Here is a 17,008-nt window from a genome sequence, read left to right on the forward strand (position 1 = left end):
GGCGGCCGGGAAGAAGGACGGAGCAGCCATGGCAGACAGCGGCACACGGGTGCTGAGTGTGGGCGCGCTGGCCCGCGTCGAGGGCGAGGGCGCCCTCCGGGTACGCGTCAGCGGGGACAGGGTCACCGAGGCGCGGCTGAGCATCTACGAGCCGCCGCGGTTCTTCGAGGCCTTTCTGCGCGACCGCCGGCACACCGAGCCTCCGGACCTCACCTCGCGGGTGTGCGGTATCTGCCCGGTCGCCTACCAGACCAGTGCCTGCCACGCGATCGAGGACGCGTGCGGGGTCGCCGTGGGCGGACAGCTCGCCGCCCTGCGGCGCCTGCTCTACTGCGGCGAGTGGATCGAGAGCCACAGTCTGCACATCCATCTGCTGCACGCGCCCGACTTCCTCGGTGCCGACAGTGCTCTGGAGGTGTCCCACCGGCATCGGGCGGCCATCGAGCGCGGGCTGCGGCTCAAGCAGGCGGGGAACAGCATCCTGGAGGTCCTCGGCGGGCGGGCGGTCCATCCGATCAACGTCCGTGTCGGCGGCTTCCACCGGGTTCCCTCGCGGGCCGAACTCCGCCCGCTGGCGGAGCGGCTGATGCGGGCCCGGGAGGACGCGCTGGCCGCCGTGGACTGGGTGGCCGGTTTCGACTTCCCCGAAGCGGAGTGCCGTGCCGACCTGTTCGCCCTGGCGGAACCGGGCACCTACGCCATCGAGCGGGGCGTTCCCACCGTGCTGCCCTACGGGGGCGGGGAGGCGCGCAGGTCGTTTCCGCTCGCCGAGTTCGGCGCGCATGTCGTCGAGGAGCAGGTGCCGTACTCCACCGCGCTGCAGGCCCGGCTGGACGGCCGTCGGCATCTCACCGGGGCGCTGGCCCGGTACGCCGTCAGCGGGCATCTGCTGCCGTCCGCGGTGCGGGAGGCGGCCCGGGCGGCCGGCCTGCCGGACCCGGCGTCGGGTGAGGTCTGCCGCAATCCGTTCCGCAGCATCGTCATCCGGGCCGTCGAGGTCCTCTACGCCGTGGAGGAGGCGCTGCGCCTGATCGAGCGCTACGAGCCGCCCGCGCGCGCCTCCCAGGAGGTGGCGCCGCGTGCCGGAACCGGTCACGGGGCCACCGAGGCGCCGCGCGGCCTGCTGTACCACCGCTACAGCCTGGACCTGGACGGGCTGGTCACCGATGCGAGCCTCATCCCGCCCACCTCGCAGAACCAGGGTGCCGTCGAGGATGAGTTGCGTCTGCTCGTCCAGAGGCGGCTGGCACGCGGGGAGGCCACGGACGCCGAGCTGGCGGGGCTGTGCGAACGCGCCATCCGCAACCACGACCCCTGCATCTCCTGCTCCGCGCACTTCCTCGACCTCACGGTGGTGCGGGAGCGGGAAGCGGACCGGCCGACCGCCTCGTCAGGGCGCGTCGGCGGACTCGGGCCGGGCGACGCACAGCGCCCAGATGACGAATCCGTAGAGCGCGATCAGCACGACTGACCAGACCGGGTAGTAGGGAAGCGAGAGGAAGCTGCTCACCAGGAGCAGACCGGCGATGGTGACTCCGGCGACCCGGGCCCAGAGCGTGAGCTTGAAGAGGCTGAGCCCGGTCATCAGAGCCACGATGCCGAGAGCGAGATGGATCCAGCCCCAGCCCTCCACGTTGAACTCGAAGACGTAGTCGGGCGTGTTCACGAAGACGTTGTCGTTGGCGATGGCCATGATGCCGCGGAGGATGCCGAGCACTCCCCCGATGACGAGCATCACCGCGGCGAACGTCGCTATACCGGCCGCCATCGGCTCCCGGTGCGATGCGGGGTGTTTCACAGCCTGTGTCATGAGTACTCCTCGGTTGCTCGGCCTGTGCGGCCGACTCGGATGTCACGCCAGGATCAGTACGACGAAGATCAGGCACACGATGATGTTGACCAGCCAGCTGTTGTTGTTCATCCAGTCACGCAGGCCGGGCATCGCGGACGCGGCCCGATGGCCCAGGAGCACGCGCAGCAGCAGCGGTGTCGCGGCGACCAGGGTGGTGAGGGCGATGAACGGCAGCGCGTCGACGAACGAGCCGTGGCCCTGGTCCAGGTGGACGCCGACGGTGAGCATCACCATCAGGTCGGAGGGCATCAGCAGCACGACCAGCAGGCCCGTCTCGAACGCCTTCCGGGTGTCGGCCGACATCAGCGCGTGCAGCCACTTCGGCGGTTCGACGGTCTCCCGTTTCCGCCAGTTCCGCAGCGCGGCCAGGATCAGCAGGGCCACCAGCACGTACTGGATCACCCGGCCGACGGAGCTCTTGTCCTCCGAGCTTCCGAGGTCGACGGCACCGCCCAGCGCGGTGGCGATGCCGAGCATGACGGCCACGCCCAGCGACGTGCCGATCAGCACTCCGGTCACGAAGCCCAGGGAGACCCGCACAGCCCGTTGCGCCGTGGCCAGAATGACGGCCGACATGATCTGGGGTCCTGCCATCATGGTGATGGCGAGCGGCAGAATCTTCAGGCTGTCCATAGGAAACGCCATCCGTGCAGGTGCTGACGACAGCAGTCGCGTGCCTGCTGCGCAGGCCCTGACGCGGCTCCCCTCCGCTCTTGCGGTTACCTCAATTGGACCAGCGCCACCGTCAGCCGCATCCGAACGTAGTCCGAACGGGTGAACCAGACGGTCGACCGGACCGTGCCGGGCCCCCGGTGCGGGCCTCCGCGGGGGCAGCCGGGACGAGTGCGGCGACCTGGTCACTCTTCGTGCATGCCGCTCTCCCGGGTAAAATACCTAGAGGGGTATATCGAACGGAGTAGGCGAACGGAGTTGCCATGGAACTGTCGATGGCGGCCGAGGAACTCAGAACCGTGGTCAATCGGCTGCGCCGGGCGCAGGGGCAGATCGCCGGAGTGATCAAAATGATCGAGGAAGGGCGGGACTGCGAGGACGTGGTCACACAGCTCGCCGCCGCCTCCCGGGCGCTGGACCGGGCGGGTTTCGCCATCATCGCCACCGGACTGCAGCACTGCCTGACCGGTACGGACCTGGCCGAAGGTGAGGACCGCGAGCAGTTGCGGGCCCGCCTGGAGAAACTCTTCCTCTCCCTGGCCTGAAGCCCCCGCCACGCTCCCCCGGCCCGCCCGGCGCCCGCGGCCGGTTCCCGGCGTGTCCCCGCACTCCCCCAGGGCTGCGGTGGGATACAGGGAGACCACCGCCCCCACCCCGCCGAGGAGTTCCCGTGCCCTACGACCGCACCGTCACTCTCGACACCGACTTCGCCACCGCGGTGGCCGCCGTCCGCGCGGCACTCGCGGAGGAGGGATTCGGCATCCTCAGCGAGATCGACGTCCGCGCGACACTGAAGGCCAAACTCGACCACGACACGGGGGACTACCTGATCCTCGGCGCCTGCAACGCGCCCCTGGCCCGGCAGGCGCTGGAGGCGGACCGCAGCATCGGCCTGCTCCTGCCGTGCAACGTGGTCGTACGGCGCGACGGCGACCGTACGGTCGTGCAGGCCCTGGATCCGGACACCATGGTCACCCTCACCGGGCTGCCCGCTCTGCAGCCCGTGGCCTCGGAAGCCATCAGGCGCCTGGACGCCGCCCTCGCCGCGCTGCCCGGCATCGGCTGAGCACCGCCGGGGGGCGTACCTGCCCCGCACGCAGACGGGCCCGCACGGCACGGAATCGACGGGTTCCCCCACGGTGACGGCCGTGGGGGAAACCCGCCGCGCTGTCCGGAAAGCCCGCTCCGCGGGGTGACGCTTACTTGGGAGGCATCAGCACGGTGTCGATGATGTGGACGGTGGCGTTGGCGGTCTTCACGTTGCCGCAGCCGATCTTGGCGTCATCGTTGACCGTGTAGGAGTCCCCGGACCCCTTGGTGGTGAGCTTCTGCTTCTCCAGGGTCGCGTACTCCCCGTCCTTCAGCTCGGGCTTGCCCAGCGGCTTGCCGACCACGTGGTAGGTCAGCACCTTGGTGAGCATCTTCTTGTCGTTGAGCACCTTCTCCAGGTCGGCCTTCGGAATCTTGTCGAAGGCGTCGTTGGTCGGCGCGAACACGGTGATGTTCTCGCTGCTGTTGAGCGTGTCGACCAGTCCGGCCTTCTTGACGGCGGAGACCAGCGTGGAGAGCTCGGGGTTGTTGGAGGCGGCAGTCGCGACCGGGTCCTGGGCCATCCCCTTGAAGCTGCCCTTGCCCGTCTTGGGCACCGAGGCACAGGCCGGACCGAAGGTGTCCATGGCCATGTCGTCGCTGCTGTCCTGCTTGTCGCTCTTTTCGCTCTTGTCGCTCTGCTTCTGCTCGCTCTTGCTCCCCTCGGACTTGTCGCCACCGCTGTCGCCGCTGCCACAGGCGGCCAGCCCGAACGGCAGTACGAGGGCAGCGGTGGCGGCCAGCAGAGCGTGACGGGTGCGATTGCGGTTCATTCTTCACTCCTACGTGGATATCTGGTGCGGTTGCAGATGCGGATCACGGGTGTGATCCGCGGGATTCGCCCGGCGCCGGAGGGATCCGGCGGGCGCGACGAGCGGTTCAGGTCACGTTGACCACCACCGAGTGGCGCCCGGTGGCACCGTCGGGGACCGTGCCGACCCGGTCCGCGGTCTGGGTACGGCCCTTCTTGTCGGTGGCACGGACCTGGAGGGTGTGGGAGCCGGGTTCGGCGTCCCATTCCCACAGCCACTGGCGCCAGGTGTCCTGGCTGTCCTCCTCGGCCAACCGCGCGGTACGCCAGGGCGCGTCGTCCACCCGGACCTCCACGCGGGCTATGCCGCGGTGCTGCGCCCAGGCCACTCCGGCCACCGTGACCTTGCCGGAGCGGACGTCGGCGAGCGGCCGGGGGGTGTCGATACGGGACTGGATCTTGATGGGCGCCTCGCGGGCCCAGTCCCGCTTGACCCAGTAGACGTCCACGTCCTCGAAGCGGGTGAGCTCCAGCTCGCGCAGCCACTTGCAGGCCGACACATAGCCGTACAGGCCCGGCACCAGCATGCGGACCGGGAAGCCGTGCTCGAAGGGCAGCGGCTCGCCGTTCATGCCCACCGCGAGCATCGCGTCACGGCCGTCCATGACCGTCTCCACCGGGCTGCCGAGGGTAATGCCGTCCTCGGAACGCGCCACCAGCTGATCGGCCGGTCCGCCCTTGGACGGGGGACGGACCCCGGCCTCGCGCAGCAGCGGGGCCAGCGGGACACCCAGCCAGCGCGCGTTGCCGACGTAGGAGCCGCCCACCTGGTTGGAGACACAGGTCATGGTGATGTCCCGCTCGATCAGGCCGCGTTCGAGCAGCGCCGCGAAGTCGAGGGTCACCGGCCGGGACACCCCCTTACCGTGGATGCGCAGACTCCAGTCCTCGGTGGTCAGCCGCGGGACGCGCAGCAGGGTGTCCACCCGGTAGAAGCGGGAGTTGGGGGTGATGAAGTCGCCCAGCCCGTCCACCCGGAGTTCGGCACCCCGGGGTACGGGCGCCGCTCGCGAGGACGGCGCGGGCAGCGTCACTGCCTCGCGGGACGCCTCGGCCGCGGCGCCGCGTGCGGCCCCCAGGAACCGGCCCAGCCAGCCGGCACCGGTCGCGGTGACCGCCACCGCCCCCGCGGCGAGGACAAAGCCGCGGCGGCCGGTCGGAGCCACTCGTGCCACCGGACCCGGGAGCGCCGGTTCGGTGTCGTCCCGGTCCGCGCGCAGGAAGCCGACCAGGAGATGGAGCACGGCCGCTCCGGCCACCGCCCCCGCCAAGGAGGGCACCACGTCGGTGTACTGGCCCTCCGGGCGGCTGAGCGCGGTCGCCGCGCCGACGATGCCGAACAGCAGCACCCCGCCCGCACCGGCCCTCCGGTACCGCAGTGAGACGACACCCAGCGCCGCTGCGCACAGCGCCAGCACCACCGCCATGCCGAGCTGGAGGACGAACTTGTCGTCGCTGCCGAAGGTGCGGATCGCCCAGTCCTTGACCGGAGTCGGCGTCGCGTCGATCGCCGCGCCGCCCACGACCACCAGCGGACCGCTGCGTGGCCGCACGGCCGCGGCCACCAGCTCGGCGACCGCCAGCGCGGCGTAGCCGGCCAGCAGGCCGCACAGCCCCGCCAGCCCCGCACGGGCGGCCCGTGCGGCAGGCATACGCGGCGACTCGGGCTGCTGCCCGCCGGCCGAGGTCTCTTCCGTCTCACTCACGCCCCTGCTTCGGGTCCCGGAGCACGGCGGATTGGTCGACCCGCGAAAAGAATGAATCTTTCTCCGGGAGTTGACACCGGGGAGCGGACTTCCCCATCCGGCCCAATCCGTCATGCGTGCGGCTCCGAATCACCTTCGGCTACCCGTCCCGGGTGGTGTCCGGACGCGTGCTCACACGCGCGGCGAGAAGAGGAGCGGCATGGCGGCACAGCGGCGGAGGACGGCCGTGATCGGCAGTGGGATCGCGGGGCTGACGGCGGCCTGGCTGCTGCGCACCACCGACGAGGTGACCCTCTTCGAGGCCGACGACCGGCTCGGTGGGCACACCCACACTCATGAGGTCGTCACGGCGGACGGCCGCCCGCTGCCCGTGGACTCCGGGTTCATCGTCCACAACACGCGCACCTACCCCCTGCTGACCCGGCTGTTCGGCGAACTCGGCGTGGCCACACAGGAGTCGGAGATGAGCATGTCGGTGCAGTGCGGGGGCTGCGGACTGGAGTACGCGGGAGCCAAGGGGCCCAGCGGGTTGTTCCCCCGCCCCGGACACCTGCTGCGCGGCCGCTACCTGCGGATGCTCGCCGAGGTCCCCGTCTTCCACCGGCGGGCCCTGCGGACCCTGGCCGCGGAGGAGGACCTGCCGGCGGACGGCTCCGGCTCCCCGCAGACCCTGGGCGCCTTCGTGCGGGGCGGCGGCTTCTCCGGCTACTTCACCTCCCACTATCTGGCGCCGCTCGTCTCGGCCGTGTGGTCCTGCGCGCCGGACACCGCCCTGCAGTACCCGGCGCGCTATCTCTTCCGCTTCCTGTCCCAGCACGGAATGCTCGGCATCGGCGGCTCACCGGTGTGGCGCACCGTCACCGGCGGCTCGCACACCTATGTGCAGCGGATCGCCAAGGAACTGCCCGACGTCCGCACCTCGGCGCCGGTGCGCGCGGTCCGCCGGCACTCCACCGGGGGCGCCGGGGCCGAGATCGTCACCGCCGACGGCCACGAGCACCACTACGACAAGGTCGTCCTGGCCGTCCACGCGGACCAGGCGCTGCGGGTGCTGGAGCGGCCGACCGAGGACGAGAAGCGGGTGCTCGGCGCCTTCCGCTGGTCCCGCAACCCGGCGCTGCTGCACACCGACAGCACCGTGCTGCCGCGCTCACCGGGCGCCGGGGCGAGCTGGAACTACCGGATGCCGGACTGCACCGCTCCACCCGGCCGGGTCCGGGTCAGCTACGACATGACCCGGCTGCAGCACCTCGCGGCCCCGGGCCGCTACGTGGTCTCCCTCGGCGAGGGTGAGCACGTCGACCCGAGCCGGGTGCTGGCGCGGATGGTCTACGAGCACCCCGTCTACACACCGGAGTCGGTCGCCGCCCAGAGCAGGGTGCCACAGCTCGAGAGCGGACCCGTGGTGTACGCGGGCGCCTGGCACGGCTGGGGGTTCCACGAGGACGGCTGCCGCTCCGGCGTCGCCGCGGCGCGCGCCCTGGGGGTGCGCTGGTGACCGGGCGCACCTCGGCCCGCCTGCCCGACGAGCGCGCACCGGCGCGCCGGGAGGCACGCACACCGGCCCTCTACCGGTGCGTGATCTCCCACACCCGGCTCCGCCCGCTGCGCCACTCCTTCCGTCAGAGCACTTATCTCTGGTTCGTGGACCCGGAGCGATTGCCCCGGCTGCCGCGCCCGCTGCGGGGCCTGGCCCGGTTCGAGGCGCGGGACCACTTCGGCGGGACCGCGCCGAGCATCCGCGCCGGACTCGAGCGGTTCCTGACCGCGCACGGCATAGCGCTCGGCGGCGGCCGGGTGCGGATGCTGACCTCCGCCCGGGTGCTGGGCCATGTGTTCAACCCGCTCACCCTCTACTGGTGCCGGCCCGCGGACGGGTCGCCCGAGTGCGTCGTCGCCGAGGTGCACAACACCTACGGCGACCGGCACTGCTATCTGCTGCGCCCCGACCCGGAGGGCCGCGCCGAAGTCCCCAAGGACTTCTACGTCTCGCCGTTCTTCGGCGTCGACGGCGTCTACCGGATGCGGCTGCCCGAGCCGGGCGACCGGTTGCGGCTCGGGGTGCAGCTGCGGCACGGGGACGACACCTCCTTCGTGGCCACCGTCACCGGCCGGCACCGGCCCGCGACGGCCGGGCAGTTGCTGCGGACCGCTGTCCGCCACCCCTGGCCGACCGCGGCCACCACAGCCGGTATCCGGCTGCACGGCATCCGCCTGTGGCTGCGCGGACTGCCGGTGCGCCCCCATCCGCGGACCCCCCGACAGAAAGGACTGTCTTGACCCTGCACGCCTCACCCGCCGTCCCCTCCGCGCACAGCGTGGACCCCGCCCGCTGGCCCGACGTTGCCGCCGTACCGCGCTCCTCGTGGATGCGCACAGCAGTCACCGAGCGCCTGCTGCGCCGGGCCCTGGGCGAGCTGCCGCTACGCGTGCGACTGCCCAGCGGCGAGCAGTGGGGGCGGGGCGGACCGCTGATGGAACTGCACGACCCCAGCGCCTTCCACCGCCGCGTCGGCCGGTTCGGACTGATCGGGTTCGGTGAGTCGTACATGGCCGGCGAGTGGGACACGCCCGATCCGGTCGGTCTGCTGTCCGTCTTCGCCGAGCACGCGGACCGCCTGCTGCCCCGGTCCCTGCAGCGGCTGCGTCACCTGTGGGCGCCGCGCCGGCCCGCCGCCGAGCGCAACACCGTCGCCGGGTCACGTGCCCACATCAGCCACCACTACGACCTGTCCAACGAGCTGTTCGCCCTCTTCCTGGACGAGACCCTCAGCTACTCCGCCGGCCTCTTCCGCAGCCTGCCCGCCGACCAGGAGTCCCTGGCGCCCGCTCAGCGCCGCAAGGTCGACCACATGCTCGACCTGGCCGACGTGGGATCCGGCACCCGGCTGCTGGAGATCGGTACCGGGTGGGGCGAACTCGCGCTGCGGGCCGCCCGGAGAGGCGCCGAGGTGGTCAGCGTCACCCTCTCCCGGGAGCAGCTCGACGCGGCCCGGCGCCGGGTCGAGGAGGCCGGGCTGAGCGATCGCGTCTCCGTCCGGCTGTGCGACTACCGGCAGGTGCGGGGCTCCTTCGACGCCGTCGTCAGCGTCGAGATGATCGAGGCCGTCGGCGCGGAGCACTGGCCGGTCTACCTCGGTGCGCTCGACCGGCTGCTGGTGCCCGGCGGCCGGGCCGCGCTCCAGGCCATCACCATGCCGCACCAGCGGATGCTTGCCACCCGCAACACCTGGACGTGGATACACAAGTACATCTTCCCCGGCGGGCTGATTCCCTCCCGCGAGGCGCTCACCCGCATCGCCCACGAGGAGACCGCGCTGTGCCTGGCCCGGTACGACCGGCGCGGTCCGCACTACGCCGAGACCCTGCGCCTGTGGCGGGAGCGGTTCGCCGCGCACACGGCGGAGGTCTCCGCGCTCGGCTTCGACGCCGTCTTCCGCCGCATGTGGGATCTCTACCTCGCCTACTCGGAGGCCGGGTTCCGCACCGGGTACCTGGACGTCCAGCAACTGCTCTTCATCAAGGACGGAGCCACCGCACCGTGATCCAGCTCGTCTCCCGTACCGGCGCCGCACAGCGCCTCGCCGCCGTCGCCGCGGAGTTCCTCGGCGGCGCACTGCCGTTCCGGCTGCGTGCCTGGGACGGCAGCGAGGCCGGACCCCCCGGCGCGCCGCTGGTCGTCCTGCGCTCGCGGACGGCGCTGCGGCGGCTGCTGTGGCAGCCCGGCGAACTCGGTCTGGCCGACGCCTACATCAGCGGCGACCTGGAGGTCGAGGGCGACCCGGCGGAAGCGCTCGCCGCCCTCTGGCAGGCCGCGCGGGAGCGCGGCCTGAGCCGGCCGCGGCTGACGGCCCGGCAATGGGCGGAGGCGGCGGCGCTGCTGATCCGGCTCGGCGCGGTCGGTCCTCCCCCGCGCCCGCCGGGCCGGCGCGCCCGGCAGGGCGGCACACTGCACAGCGTGGCCCGGGACCGCAGCGCCATCAGCCACCACTACGACCTGTCCAACGACTTCTACGAGCTCCTGCTCGACGAGACGATGGCCTACTCCTGCGGCTACTGGAAGCAGCCGCCGGGCACCGAGGGCTACGGGGCCGCCCAGTCCCAGCGCGACAAACTCGACCTGATCTGCCGCAAGCTGGCCCTGCGCCCAGGAGCCCGGCTGCTCGACCTCGGATGCGGCTGGGGATCGCTCACGGTGCACGCGGCCGAGCACTTCCAGGCGCAGGTCACCGCCGTGACCCTCTCCGCCGAGCAGGCGCGCCACACCCGCGAGCGCGTCCGGGCCCGCGGCCTGGAAGACCGGGTGCGGGTGCGGCACTGCCACTACCGCGACCTGCCGGACACCGGATTCGACGCGGCCGCCACCGTCGAGATGGGCGAGCATGTGGGCGCCGACGCCTACCCGCACTTCGCCGCGCGGCTGCGGCACGCGCTCGCACCGCGTGGCAGGCTCCTGGTGCAGCAGATGTCCCGGGGCGCCGACGCACCGGGCGGCGGGCCGTTCATCGAGACCTACATCGCTCCCGACATGCACATGCGGCCCCTCGGCGAGACGGTCGCGCTGCTGGAGGACGCGGGCCTGGAGGTCCGTGCCGCCACCTCGCTGCGGGAGCACTACGTGCACACCATCGACGCCTGGCGCGACACCCTGGAAGCACACTGGGACGCTGCCACAGCGCTGGTCGGACGCCCCACGGCGCGGCTGTGGCGGCTGTATCTGGCCGGCGGACGGCTGGCCTTCGCCGAACGGCGGATGGGCGTCGACCAGATCCTCGCCGTACGACCGGACGAGGACGGCCGCAGTGGGCTGGGCGCGAATCCGCTGGGCGGGCACGAGGGGACGTGGTCATGACCGGCGGCACCGACTGGTCCGCGCTGGGCGGGGACGTGTGGGCGACGATCGCCGCCGTCGCCGCCGTCATGCTGCTCACCTTCGCCGTCGCCCTCCGGAAGGGCGTCCACCGCATCGTGGACATCGCCTGGGGGGTGGCGTTCGCTGCGGTGGCGCTCGCCACGTACGGGGCCTCCGCGGGCGAGGGCGATCCGGCGCGCCGGGCGCTGGTCACCGCGCTCACCGTGGTGTGGGGACTGCGGCTGGCGGGGCACATCGCCGGGCGGGGGCGGGGCAAGGGCGAGGACCCGCGCTACGCGCGCATGCTCGACAAGGCGCCGGGCAACCGGAACGTCTACGCGCTGCGCAAGGTCTACCTGCTGCAGGGCGCCCTCGTGCTGGTCGTCTCCCTCCCGGTGCAGGCGGGCCAGTACGCACAGGCCCCGCCCGGTCCCGCCGCCTGGGCGGGGTGTGCCGTGTGGCTGGTCGGGATGTTCTTCGAAACCGTCGGGGACGCCCAGCTGGCCCGCTTCACCGCACGGCCGGAGAACCGGGGCACCGTCATGGACCGGGGGCTGTGGTCGTGGACGCGGCACCCGAACTACTTCGGGGACTTCTGCGTGTGGTGGGGGCTGTATCTCGTGGCGGTGACCGCCGGGACGACGGCACTCGCGGTCCTCGTCTCCCCGCTCTTGATGAGTGCCCTGCTGACCGTGGGCAGCGGAAAGCGCCTGCTCGAACAGCACATGGCCGACCGGCCCGGCTACGCCGCCTACGCGGCGCGCACCGGCGGCTTCTTCCCACTGCCGCCACGGCGGGCGGCCGACAGGAGGAGCGGGCGGAGCTGAGCCGCCCACGCCGGCCCGCGGGGTGCACGGACGCCCTTCCGGCCACGGAGGACGAGGCGGCGTGGGCCGCCGTGCCGCGAGCAGAGTGCGCACGGCGGCCCGGGCCCGCGGCGGATCACGCCGGGAAGTCCACCAGCATCACCGGCTCGGAGGTGGGCTGCGGGGAGCCCCCGTCCGGCTCGACGGTGACCCCCATGCCCGAGGCGCCGTCGAGTCCCCCTTCGAGCAGGGCCGCTTCGGAGCCGGAGCCCGGATGCATCAGACCCGCCGGACGCATCCGGCCGTCGTCGCTCAGCCACAGCTGGTACACCTTGCCCTTCGGCGGCGGCGGCATCCCGGAGACCACCAGGGCCGCCCGGTTCTGCGACTGCGAGAGGACCACGGTGCTGGAGCCGCCGCCCGGCAGTTCGCCGCCGGAGACGGCTCTCGCGTCGGAGGCGGACAGCACCCGTGCGAGCGCTTCGGCCCGGTCCTGGGCCCGCTCGCTGCGCTGTCGCGCGTCCTGAGCCTCCTGGTGCTGCCACACCGCGACCCCGCCCAGCGCCCCCGCGGCCGCGACGCACGCCGCGAGCGCCCAGATGGGCCAGGACCGGCGCCGTCCGTGCGGCGCCCGCGCGGTGGCGGCCTCTTCCACGGCCCGGCCTCCCGGCGCCTCCTGACGCACCTCGCCGATCCGGCGCAGTACCCGGTCGCGCAGTTCCGCGGGGGGCTGCTCGGAGACGGCCTGGCCCAGCCGGGCGGCTGTGGCACGCAACTCGGCGACCTCCTGGGCGCAGAAGGAGCAGGCACGCAGATGCTTCTCGAACTCGTCCCGCTCCTCCGCGGAGACGGCGTCCAGAGCGTAGGCGCCGGTGAGGGTGTGCAGTTCCGCGGTCCTCATCCCTGCACCCCCAGGCAGTCCCGCAGCCGGATCAGGCCGTCCCGCAACCGTGTCTTGACCGTGCCGAGCGGCTGGGAGAGCAGTTCGGCGACCTCACGGTAGGTCAGGCCCTTGTAGTAGGCCAGTGTCACGGACTGGCGCTGGATCTGGGTGAGCGTGCGCAGGCAGCGGCGCACCTGCTCCCGCTCCAGCCGCGCCTCGACCTGTTCGACGACATGGTCGTAGTCGCGGGAGCCGGAGAGCTGCGCCGCCCGCAGCTCCCGGTCGCTCGCGGACTGCTCGGACCGCACCCGGTCCACGGCGCGGCGGTGGGCGAGCGTCATCACCCAGGTCATCGCCGTGCCCTTGGCCGGGTCGAACCGCGCGGCCACTCGCCACACCTCCACCAGCACCTCCTGGGTGACCTCCTCCGACTGCGAGGGATCGCGCAGGACGGACCGCACGAGCCCGAACACCGGACCGACCACTCTCTCGTACATGGCGGCGAAGGCGTCCTGATCGCCTCGCGCCACCCGGACCAAAAGGTCGCCCAGTTCGACGGGCCCCACCGCGGGGGGCCCGAGGGCAGCGGCTTCATCCATCCGCCCTCACCCCCGGCCCGGCCGGACGGTCACCGCGTACGCGGCCTCGTACAGGAGACACGTTCTTCCCTTCTCGACATGACAGCTCCACCGCTGCTTCGGAGCCGCACGCCCGGCGGATTGGCCCGCGTCCGCACCGGGCGGGAGACCGGCCCGCCGGTGCCCCGCAGACGTGTCGCGTGCTGGGGAGGGTATCCGTCACGGGGACGATGCGGGAAGCGGGCCGCAGCGGGTACCGCGAGCGGGGATCGTGGGAAGGCCGAGGTGGAGGCGGAGAATGGCGGAGCGGCGGGCGGACGGGCGGCGGTGCCTGGTGACGGGCGCGACGGGCTACATCGGGGGGCGGCTGGTGCCCGAGCTGCTGGAGGGCGGATACGCGGTGCGCTGCCTGGCGCGGTCGCCGGAGAAGCTGCGCGACCATCCCTGGGCCGACCGCGTCGAGGTGGTGGGCGGCGACCTCACCGACCGCGACTCGACCGCTGCCGCGCTGCGCGGCGTCGACATCGCGTACTACCTGGTGCACTCGCTCGGCGCCGGAAGCGGCTTCGAGGAGACCGACCGGAAGGCCGCCCGCCTCTTCTCCGAGGAGGCCCGGAGGGCCGGGGTGCGGCGGATCGTCTACCTCGGCGGACTGACACCCGCCGGGGTGGACGAGCGGGAGCTCTCGCCCCATCTGCGCTCCCGCACCGAGGTCGGCCGCATCCTGCTGGAGTCGGGTGTGCCGACCGCGGTCCTGCGCGCCGCGGTCATCATCGGCTCCGGTTCGGCCTCCTTCGAGATGCTGCGGTATCTCACCGAACGGCTGCCGCTGATGGTCACCCCGAGCTGGGTGCGCACCCGGATCCAGCCCGTCGCCGTACGGGACGTGCTGCGGTATCTGGTCGCGGCCGCGGCACTGCCGGCCGGCCTCAACCGCACCTTCGACATCGGCGGCCCGGACGTGCTGACCTACCGGGACATGATGCTGCGCTACGCGTCCGTGGCGCAGCTCCCCAGGAGGCTGATCCTTCCCGTCCCGGTCCTGACCCCGGGCCTGTCCAGCCACTGGATCGGCCTGGTCACTCCCGTTCCGCCCGCCGTGGCACGGCCGCTGGCCGAGTCGCTGCGCCACGAGGTCGTCTGCCGCGAGAACGACATCGTGCGGTACCTCCCCGGAACGCCGCAGCAGCCGCTGCCGTTCACCCGTGCGGTGGAGCTGTCGCTGCGGCGGGTCCGCGACCAGGAGGTGGCGACCCGCTGGTCCTCGGCGTCCGTACCGGGCGCCCCCAGCGATCCGCTGCCCACGGACCCCGACTGGGCGGGCGGCACCCTGTACACCGACCGGCGGGCGCGCCGGGTACCGGCTTCTCCGGAGGCGCTGTGGCGGGTCGTCGAGGGCATCGGCGGGGAGAACGGCTGGTACTCCTTCGGCCCGCTCTGGGCCGCGCGCGGCTGGCTGGACCGGCTGCAGGGCGGGGTGGGGCTGCGCCGCGGCCGGCGCGACCCGGGACGGCTGCGGGTCGGGGACTCGCTGGATTTCTGGCGGGTGGAGGAGGTCCGGCCGGGGGAACTGCTGCGGCTGCGCGCCGAGATGCGGCTGCCCGGACGGGCCTGGCTGGAGATGTACGTCGACCGGACCACGGACGGCCGTACGCGCTACCGGCAGCGCGCGCTCTTCCGCCCGCACGGCCTGGCGGGCCACCTGTACTGGTGGAGTGTCGCCCCGTTCCACACCGTGCTCTTGGCGGGCATGGCCCGCAACATCGCCCGGGCCGCCGAGCACGGCGCCGCGGACCCGACCCCGCCCGCCGGCCGGAGGACCGGACGCCGCCGCCGCAAGCGTTCCCGGCGTCGCCCGTAGAGCCGTGCGGTCTGATCGGACCGGGCCGGGAGAGTGCCGGGCCGGACGCGGTGGCGAGGACCCCGATCGGCCGCGCCCCGCTGGCGCGACTCGCGCTGCCCTGCTGACCTGGAGCAGACGGCTCGCGGGCCGTGCGGACGCAGACGGCACGCCGCGCCGGGCGGCGGGGTGGAGGTCGGGGACGATGCACAGCGAGGAGCCGGACGGCAGCGGCACGGACGCCGCGGGCCCGCACCAGGACTCGTTCACGAACCGCTGTGCCGTGCGGCGCGAGCAACTGGGCCTGTCCCGGGACGAGGTGGCCCGCCGGGCCGGCATGTCCGTCGCCTATCTCGACCGGCTGGAGTCCTTGAGCGACGACTTCGATCCGGCCGCTCTGATGCGCCTGGCCGCAGTCCTCGACCTCCCCTACGACGAGCTGAAGGAGGGCCCGCGGGAACCCGGACCGGGCCGGCGGCCGGCCGCCGCCCACCCGCAGCTGAGCCGGATGTCGGAGGACGAGTGCTGGCGGCGGCTGGGCACACACGGAGTCGGCCGGATCGGTCTGACCGACGGGGCGGCGCCGGTGATCCTGCCGGTCAACTTCCTGGCGGACGGCCGCACCGTGGTCTACCGGACCGAGGCGGACGGGCCGGCGGCCGCGGCGGACGGGGAGACGGTGGCCTTCGAGGTCGACCGGACGGACGAGCGCCTCAGCAGCGGCTGGAGCGTCCTCCTCACCGGGACCGCCCGGCACGTCACCGATCCCGGCACGGTCGAGGACCTTGCCTCTCGGCCGGGCGCGGACCCGTGGGCGGGTGGGCGGCGGCAGCTGTGGATCCGGGTGCTGCCCGGCGAGGTGACCGGGCGCCGGATCCGCACCCGGTGATCCGGACACGGCCCCGGACGAAATGGGCCCCGAACGCCGCCGGGCGACCCGGACGGCGGGCGGCGCGGCGGATCACATGTGCGGGACGACGGCGACGGGGGTGCGGGAGTGGTGCATCACCGCGTGCACCACGGATCCGACATGGGGGCCGAAGCGGGAGGTGCGCTGCCGTCGTCCGACCACGAGCAGCGCCCCGTTCTCGGCGGCCTTCACCAGCAGCGCCGCCGGCTGTTCGAGAAACGCCCGGACATCGACCTCCACGTCGGGGTGCTTCTCGCACCAGGGCCGCACCTTGGCGGTGACGGCGGCGGCGCGTTCCGCCAGCAGTTCGTCCAGGGCCATGGTCGCCCGGGGCAGGGTGCGCGCACCGTAGTAGGCGGGGGGCTCCCAGCCGTGCCGGATCTCCAGCCGCGCCGCGCGGCGTCCGGCGGTCTCGAAGGCGAAGTCCAGCAGTTCGTCGCAGGGGTGGCTCAGGTCCACGCCGGCCACCACAGGGCGCGGCGCCCCGTGCGCCGCACCCCCCGCGGGCGCCTCGTCCGCCTGCGGGCTTCCCGCACGGGCCCGGACGAGGACGACGGGGCACTGCGCGTGGGCGACGGCGGGCAGAGCGACGGAGCCGACCAGGTAGCCGCCCAGAGTGCTGAGTCCGCGCGATCCGATGACCAGCAGATCCGAGGTCTCGGACAGTTCGGTGAGCAGCCGGGCCGGTTCCCCGGTCGCCGACTTCGTACTGACGGCCAGGTCGGGGAAGTCGTCCGACAGTCCGGCGGTGGCCTCGTGGAGGACCTCCTCGGTGTGGCGGCGGGGCTCGTCGCTCTCGTCCGGGGCGACGAGCTGGTCCAGGGCGCTGTCGGCGACCTGCACGTGCACGAGCTGGAGCGGTGCGCCGCGGGCGGTCGCCTCGCGGGCTGCCCAGCGGACCGCCGCGGTGCTCTCCGGGGTTCCGTCGGTACCCGCCGTGACGAGATGCGCCATGTTCCGCTCCCTGGCCGGAGAACTCCATACCTCGCATACCGGACTTCTCCAGGTT

Annotated in this window: 17 protein-coding genes; 10 read left to right on the top strand and 7 right to left on the bottom strand. The window is 72.9% G+C overall.

The annotated features are described in order from the left end of the window. Nucleotides 1-28 precede the first annotated feature (28 nt). The gene (locus P2424_RS16855; RefSeq protein WP_276476557.1) at nt 29-1,471 is read left to right on the top strand and encodes a nickel-dependent hydrogenase large subunit; all 1,443 of its coding nucleotides are present in this window, start codon (nt 29-31) and stop codon (nt 1,469-1,471) included. Here the strand turns inward: P2424_RS16855 and P2424_RS16860 are convergent. After that, nucleotides 1,391-1,810, bottom strand: a complete 420-nt coding sequence (locus tag P2424_RS16860) for a hypothetical protein (RefSeq protein WP_276476558.1) — start codon at nt 1,808-1,810, stop codon at nt 1,391-1,393. The two genes, P2424_RS16855 and P2424_RS16860, sit on opposite strands and share 81 nt — an antisense overlap. A 42-nt stretch (nt 1,811-1,852) precedes the next feature. Next, entirely contained in the window at nt 1,853-2,485 is a 633-nt protein-coding gene (locus tag P2424_RS16865) for a GAP family protein (protein WP_276476559.1), read from the bottom strand. A 302-nt stretch (nt 2,486-2,787) separates the two neighbouring features. Between P2424_RS16865 and P2424_RS16870 the strand changes: the two genes are divergently transcribed. Both P2424_RS16870 and P2424_RS16875 read left to right on the top strand, forming a co-directional pair. Next, nucleotides 2,788-3,069 (top strand): metal-sensitive transcriptional regulator, encoded by a 282-nt coding sequence (locus P2424_RS16870; protein ID WP_276476560.1) that lies wholly within the window; start codon nt 2,788-2,790, stop codon nt 3,067-3,069. A gap of 125 nt (nt 3,070-3,194) precedes the next feature. Continuing rightward, on the top strand, nt 3,195-3,590 hold the full coding sequence (locus P2424_RS16875) for a DUF302 domain-containing protein (protein ID WP_276476561.1): 396 nt from the start codon (nt 3,195-3,197) through the stop codon (nt 3,588-3,590). A 133-nt stretch (nt 3,591-3,723) separates the two neighbouring features. On the opposite strand, the gene P2424_RS16880 is transcribed toward P2424_RS16875, so the two are convergent. Beyond that, nucleotides 3,724-4,386 carry a fasciclin domain-containing protein gene (locus tag P2424_RS16880; protein WP_276476562.1) on the bottom strand — a complete coding sequence of 221 codons (663 nt, stop codon included), beginning with the start codon at nt 4,384-4,386 and terminating at the stop codon, nt 3,724-3,726. Between the two features lie 106 nt (nt 4,387-4,492). Next, a complete protein-coding gene (locus P2424_RS16885) occupies nt 4,493-6,076 on the bottom strand; it encodes a molybdopterin-dependent oxidoreductase (RefSeq protein WP_276479005.1) in 1,584 nt (527 codons plus the stop codon). Between the two features lie 253 nt (nt 6,077-6,329). Between P2424_RS16885 and P2424_RS16890 the strand changes: the two genes are divergently transcribed. Genes P2424_RS16890 through P2424_RS16910 form a run of 5 tightly spaced genes read left to right on the top strand, consistent with a single transcriptional unit; the run spans nt 6,330 to nt 11,809 of the window. Beyond that, a complete protein-coding gene (locus P2424_RS16890; RefSeq protein ID WP_276476563.1) occupies nt 6,330-7,628 on the top strand; it encodes an FAD-dependent oxidoreductase in 1,299 nt (432 codons plus the stop codon). A 20-nt stretch (nt 7,629-7,648) separates the two neighbouring features. Next, nucleotides 7,649-8,410, top strand: a complete 762-nt coding sequence (locus P2424_RS16895; RefSeq protein ID WP_276479006.1) for a DUF1365 domain-containing protein — start codon at nt 7,649-7,651, stop codon at nt 8,408-8,410. Next, nucleotides 8,407-9,675, top strand: a complete 1,269-nt coding sequence (locus tag P2424_RS16900; RefSeq protein WP_276476564.1) for a cyclopropane-fatty-acyl-phospholipid synthase family protein — start codon at nt 8,407-8,409, stop codon at nt 9,673-9,675. The genes P2424_RS16895 and P2424_RS16900 overlap by 4 nt, the downstream gene beginning before the upstream one ends. Next, complete coding sequence (locus P2424_RS16905) at nt 9,672-10,982, top strand: cyclopropane-fatty-acyl-phospholipid synthase family protein (protein WP_276476565.1); 1,311 nt, start codon at nt 9,672-9,674, stop codon at nt 10,980-10,982. The genes P2424_RS16900 and P2424_RS16905 overlap by 4 nt, the downstream gene beginning before the upstream one ends. After that, nucleotides 10,979-11,809, top strand: coding sequence for a DUF1295 domain-containing protein (locus P2424_RS16910; RefSeq protein WP_276476566.1), 831 nt, complete (start codon nt 10,979-10,981; stop codon nt 11,807-11,809). The genes P2424_RS16905 and P2424_RS16910 overlap by 4 nt, the downstream gene beginning before the upstream one ends. A 115-nt stretch (nt 11,810-11,924) precedes the next feature. Here P2424_RS16910 and P2424_RS16915 read toward each other — a convergent pair whose 3' ends face one another. Together P2424_RS16915 and P2424_RS16920 are read right to left on the bottom strand one after the other, a co-directional pair. Then, on the bottom strand, nt 11,925-12,689 hold the full coding sequence (locus tag P2424_RS16915; protein WP_276476567.1) for an anti-sigma factor: 765 nt from the start codon (nt 12,687-12,689) through the stop codon (nt 11,925-11,927). Continuing rightward, nucleotides 12,686-13,270, bottom strand: a complete 585-nt coding sequence (locus P2424_RS16920) for a sigma-70 family RNA polymerase sigma factor (protein ID WP_276476568.1) — start codon at nt 13,268-13,270, stop codon at nt 12,686-12,688. Before P2424_RS16920 ends, P2424_RS16915 begins: the two co-directional genes overlap by 4 nt. Before the next feature lie 277 nt (nt 13,271-13,547). On the opposite strand from P2424_RS16920, the gene P2424_RS16925 reads away from it, so the two are divergent. Next, nucleotides 13,548-15,110 carry an SDR family oxidoreductase gene (locus tag P2424_RS16925; RefSeq protein WP_276476569.1) on the top strand — a complete coding sequence of 521 codons (1,563 nt, stop codon included), beginning with the start codon at nt 13,548-13,550 and terminating at the stop codon, nt 15,108-15,110. Between the two features lie 184 nt (nt 15,111-15,294). Then, a complete protein-coding gene (locus P2424_RS16930) occupies nt 15,295-15,978 on the top strand; it encodes a pyridoxamine 5'-phosphate oxidase family protein (protein WP_276476570.1) in 684 nt (227 codons plus the stop codon). A gap of 72 nt (nt 15,979-16,050) precedes the next feature. Here P2424_RS16930 and P2424_RS16935 read toward each other — a convergent pair whose 3' ends face one another. Then, a complete protein-coding gene (locus P2424_RS16935; RefSeq protein WP_276476571.1) occupies nt 16,051-16,953 on the bottom strand; it encodes a universal stress protein in 903 nt (300 codons plus the stop codon). Nucleotides 16,954-17,008: the final 55 nt, after the last annotated feature.

The sequence above is a fragment of the Streptomyces sp. WMMB303 genome, assembly GCF_029351045.1.
Taxonomy (GTDB): domain Bacteria; phylum Actinomycetota; class Actinomycetes; order Streptomycetales; family Streptomycetaceae; genus Streptomyces.